Annotated in this window: 5 protein-coding genes; 4 read left to right on the forward strand and 1 reads right to left on the reverse strand. The window is 45.9% G+C overall.

Going from position 1 to position 3,794, the window contains the following annotated elements:
- Positions 1-221 precede the first annotated feature (221 nt).
- Together HUX64_RS02640 and HUX64_RS02645 are read left to right on the forward strand one after the other, a co-directional pair.
- The gene (locus HUX64_RS02640) at positions 222-470 is read left to right on the forward strand and encodes a type II toxin-antitoxin system Phd/YefM family antitoxin (RefSeq protein WP_174624693.1); all 249 of its coding nucleotides are present in this window, start codon (positions 222-224) and stop codon (positions 468-470) included.
- Positions 467-853, forward strand: coding sequence for a type II toxin-antitoxin system VapC family toxin (locus HUX64_RS02645; RefSeq protein WP_174624694.1), 387 nt, complete (start codon positions 467-469; stop codon positions 851-853). The genes HUX64_RS02640 and HUX64_RS02645 overlap by 4 nt, the downstream gene beginning before the upstream one ends.
- Positions 854-1,212: 359 nt before the next feature.
- Here the strand turns inward: HUX64_RS02645 and HUX64_RS02650 are convergent, their stop codons facing one another.
- Positions 1,213-1,701, reverse strand: coding sequence for a hypothetical protein (locus HUX64_RS02650; protein WP_217426413.1), 489 nt, complete (start codon positions 1,699-1,701; stop codon positions 1,213-1,215).
- 856 nt (positions 1,702-2,557) lie between these two features.
- On the opposite strand from HUX64_RS02650, the gene HUX64_RS02655 reads away from it, so the two are divergent.
- Together HUX64_RS02655 and HUX64_RS19115 are read left to right on the forward strand one after the other, a co-directional pair.
- Complete coding sequence (locus HUX64_RS02655) at positions 2,558-3,196, forward strand: 3'-5' exonuclease (protein ID WP_174624696.1); 639 nt, start codon at positions 2,558-2,560, stop codon at positions 3,194-3,196.
- 102 nt (positions 3,197-3,298) lie between these two features.
- Positions 3,299-3,706 (forward strand): hypothetical protein, encoded by a 408-nt coding sequence (locus HUX64_RS19115; protein ID WP_217426414.1) that lies wholly within the window; start codon positions 3,299-3,301, stop codon positions 3,704-3,706.
- The last annotated feature ends 88 nt before the right edge of the window (positions 3,707-3,794 follow it).

Consider the following 3,794-nt stretch of genomic DNA (forward strand, 5'->3'; position numbering starts at 1 on the left):
AAATAAGTAAATCGAACGCAGTTTTTAGAACCAGTATTCTGCGCTGAAAATAAGCTAATTTCGACGGAAAACGACCTTTCTGCCTGAGTTTGACAAAACCTTCAGTATCCCTTCGTTTTATCGAACCCAGGAATAGGGGAAGTAAACGGCAAAATTACCTGTTTGAAGTCTTGATTTGCGTGATTAGCTAGGCTAGACTAGGTTATTTTATGGAGAATGTCATGGAACCTGTCAATATGTTACAAGCCAAGTCCTCTCTGTCCCGCTTAGTCGAGGCCATTGAGCAAGGGCATGAGCGTGAAATCGTGATTGCCAGGAATGGCCGTCCCGCTGCTAAACTGGTTTCGGTGGATTCTGCGCCATCCGGAAAGCGGATTGGCGTAGCAAAAGGCTTGTTCGTGGTGCCGGACAGTATTGATGCACATAACGACGAAGTGGCTCAGTTGTTCATGGGCGAGATACCGTCTTGAATCTGCTGCTGGATACTCACGTGGCACTATGGGCTATTACGGATAACCCAAAACTGCCACAAAAGGCGCGTGATTTAATTGCGTCCCCCAAAACGAACGTGTGGGTCAGCGTGGCGAATATCTGGGAAATTGCGATTAAGCATGCGTTAGGGCGAGGCGACATGCCGGTTTCTGGCCGAGACGCAATGCGCTATTATCAGGAATCCGGTTATCGCTTCCTCGCCGTTGAGGTGGAACATGCGATAGCGGTCGAAGAACTGCCTTTACATCACCAAGACCCGTTCGACCGCCTACTTGTGGCTCAGGCGCTCATAGAGCCGATGCGTTTAATGACCCACGATCCCTTGGTAGCGCTCTATAACGACACCATTATCAAGATTTAAACTTGAGTTGATTTTAGTAGGCAACGTTATTACGCACTCACAATTGTCCGGCTGTTTTCAAAAGGGGACACCGAGTAATAAACGAACTTCTGGTGTGCCGAACAGAAATTTCGATCCATTCCGGTTTTTATATTTGATACCGCCGTCTGGCAAATAGCCCATGACCGTTTTATTGGAATAGCCCATATTTCTTGTTTGCAAATAATATGGGTCTTGAGCGATGTTTGCAGGCTGTTGGCAATTAATGCGGGTCCATTGGCATTTAATTCGGGTCGAACGCATCGGCTATTGGCAGCTAATCCGGGCCGGAAAAGCGGCTGTTTGCAGGTCCTGCGATTTATGTTCTTAGGCCACTACACCTATCCATTGATGGTCTCGACAGTTACACCGGCACAGGGACAAATCAGTGCGATAGTGTCTTTATTTACCTTCCGCCAAATATTTTCATTCTCATCAACCCGATAAGCGTATGCCTTGATCCAAATAGTGCGTTTATCATATTGAAATCGAATGCAGCTTAAGTCACCTTTAATATGCCCAGATGCCCGATTTACTTGGTCAAGGCGCTCAAAAATTGTCGCTATGATTTGTAACCGATAATTTTTGCCAAGCCCTTGCTGATATTTTGCAAACTTTGCGTCACCAGAGGATCGTTCAAAAAGCTTTTCTCTTTGAACCTCTAGTTCAGTCTTGACCTCGTTTACATCATAGGGGTGGCTGTGGAAGTCTCCCAAGTATTCGAGCTCTGGGAAGAAGCTATCAGCAAAATCAATCTTCAATTCAAACGCGTCGTCTGCCGGTGAAGCTTCGCCAGATTTGCATTTGGCAGAGGTATCAGAGTCAGCCAAAACGACATGGAGTAGCGATTCCTTACGTTTTGTTATGGCCTGATAACCCCATAGATTGCCATAAGTTTCTAGGGGAACGTGGTCATCTTTCGAGTCGTCCTGGTGACATATGCTGTATGCCTCTAGGGCGGAAGTCACGATAGTAAAGAAAGCAGAGTTGGATAGAGATATAATTTGCCTTATGTTTGTCATAGGTTCGGGTCAAAGTAACAAAAAGAGGAGTAATAGTTATTATTTTTTGCGACCAAGAATGAATGAAGCTCATACAGGAAAGTCGAATAAAGCTCTTCGCAGTTATTTTATCGACGCTTTTGGGAATGCAGTTCGCAGCTAGATTGCCTCAAGCTTAGTCTTGTTGTCTATCGTACCATACTGCAGAGCTTCCGCACTGGCTAAACACGGAGGCGAATTAGTTGGTATTAGTTAAGTTAGCAGACATCTTCAGAGAAATGGACATCCGTCAGCTTTGCCGGATTCGAAATGAAGACCCTCGGCAGTTGGTGACTATATTATGTTTAGTTAGCCGACATTGTACTTTTATTTCTAAACAGTCCGCTTAGGGGTCGATATCGGCTATTCAAAACATCCCCTCCAAAGCCTTTGGGGCTGCCTCCTATAACGGTGTCCATCAACTAAACAAAACGACCGGCGAACTTGATGCGCTACGCTCACAAGTCGCTGATCAAACCGAACTAATCAAAAGCTTTGCTAATAAAGAAAAGACCAATTCGAGGGGATGATCAACTTGATAATAACAAGATTTGTCTACATCGATTCTCGGGGGGCTTTCCAATTTGCCCCCGAAAAAGTGAATCAATGTAGACAAATCGTCCTCCTTTTTGATTGAGGAAACAGTATGGCCTTGTACTTGGTTACCGAGACCACAGGACTGAATCCAATAACTGATGACCTGTTAGAAATCGCAATAATTGATGATAGCGGTGCTGTGCTGCTTGCCTCGTTAATCAAGCCTTGCAATAACACATCGTGGCCTGCTGCGGAAGCGATCCACGGTATTACACCGGACATGGTTGCATCGGCTCCAGCTCTGACTGAAATCGCCCCTAAAATTGCAGCGGCTGTAAAAGGGCAGGACATTATCATCTACAACGCCGCGTTTGATACGGGATTCCTGGGTTCGCTGTTATCCTTGGCCAAATCTATAAAGTGCTGCATGGAAGCCTGGGCCGAACATAGTGGCGAATGGTCAGATTATCATGGCAACTACCGTTGGCAGAAGCTGGCTAAAGCCGCCGCTGCGGTGCATTTTGATTGGCCAGGTGAATCCCATCGAGCGCTAGCAGACTCCTTGGCCTGTCGTGCAATATGGCAATACTTGGCGAATCCTGATGAACGCAAGCGTGTGGACGCCATCACTCAAGATAAAAATAACGCCAGGTTAGCAAAAATGGCATTGAATGAGCTTGAGCGCAAGCAAAACGCAACGCTTGATGCTCGATTAAGATTCATAGGGCAGTTCATTCATCACTGGTAGTTACGCCAATCGGGTTCTAATTCACATTGGGCTCGCAACCTCTGGCGACCCGATGCTGAGAATGAGCTTTGTATAGTATTCTTAGGAAAATCACTGGATTCGATGAAGCTGGAGGACAAATTCAAGATTACTTATGAGAGTCAGAAAGCTATCCCGCCTAACCTAAAGCCGTCCAGCTTTTTTCCGATGGATAGTTGGTATCAGGCCGAACTCAAACCTTGTGCAGCATACATCGGTAAAAAGCGCGCATGGCTACTGTACGACACATCCGAAGTTGAGCGTATTCGTGGCCTCTACCCCTTGCGCTTTGCTTCCCTGGCGTTGAATGATAACGATGTACTTCTGACTAAAACAAAGCTTAAAAAAGCCGGGTTTTCTGATAAGGAAATTGCCAACCTGGAACCCGTTGCCGAACGGCAAAACCCGCACAATTTTGAATGGTACTATCTTTATAAGCTCGAAAAAAGATTAGGCTATTTTTGCCCATCCCCTCGAAAAGGTAAAAATTAGCAATGGCTGATGTTAAAGGTCGCTATTTCCTTCCACAGACTTCCGTCAAAAAGCAGGGTCGTTATATCGTGCGGCCAACGCATCGATG

It is taken from the genome of Candidatus Methylobacter favarea, assembly GCF_902806695.1.
GTDB classification, from domain to species: Bacteria; Pseudomonadota; Gammaproteobacteria; order Methylococcales; family Methylomonadaceae; genus Methylobacter_B; species Methylobacter_B favarea.

Bases quoted from the DNA above. Each gene is read 5' to 3' on its own strand.
- HUX64_RS02640 (WP_174624693.1), top strand. From the start codon at position 222: ATGGAACCTGTCAATATGTTACAAGCCAAGTCCTCTCTGTCCCGCTTA.
- HUX64_RS19115 (WP_217426414.1), top strand. From the start codon at position 3,299: ATGAAGCTGGAGGACAAATTCAAGATTACTTATGAGAGTCAGAAAGCT.
- HUX64_RS02655 (WP_174624696.1), top strand. From the start codon at position 2,558: ATGGCCTTGTACTTGGTTACCGAGACCACAGGACTGAATCCAATAACT.